Genomic DNA, 525 nt, shown 5'->3' with positions numbered 1-525 from the left:
GCCGCCGGGACCAGGACGCGCAGCGTGCCGCGCACCAGGTCGGCCCAGAAGTTGCCCAGTTCGCCGGAGCGGGACCGGGCGAAGCCGCGGACCAGGGCGACCGCGACGGCCATGCCCACGGCGGCGGACACGAAGTTCTGCACCGCGAGCCCCGCCGTCTGCACGACATGGCCCATGGTCTGTTCGCCGTAGTACGACTGCCAGTTGGTGTTGGTGACGAAGGAGACGGCGGTGTTGAAGGACTGCGCCGGGTTCACCGGGGAGAAGCCCAGTGAACCGGGCAGCACCCCCTGGAGCCGCTGGAGCAGGTAGAGGAAGAGGACACCGGCGACGGAGAAGGCGAGCACCCCGCGCAGATAAGCCGGCCAGCGCATCTCGGTGTCGGGGTCGGCGCCGACGGCCCGGTAGATCCAGCGCTCGACACGCAGATGACGGCGCGAGGAGTACACCGTGGCCATGTAGCCGCCGGCGGGCGCGTGGACGAGGGCCAGCGCGCCGATGAGGGCGAGGAGCTGGAGCACGCCC

The 525-nt window shown here is 71.2% G+C and carries 1 protein-coding gene; it reads right to left on the bottom strand.

The window, feature by feature from the left end; genetic code table 11:
* Window positions 1-525, bottom strand: a 525-nt coding sequence (locus CCN33_RS16520; RefSeq protein ID WP_208621778.1) for a potassium-transporting ATPase subunit KdpA, incomplete at both ends; no start/stop codon positions are given.

This window comes from Streptomyces recifensis, assembly GCF_002154615.1.
In the GTDB taxonomy this organism is placed as follows: Bacteria; Actinomycetota; Actinomycetes; order Streptomycetales; family Streptomycetaceae; genus Streptomyces; species Streptomyces griseoluteus.
This window is presented reverse-complemented; position numbering and strand designations above follow the sequence as displayed.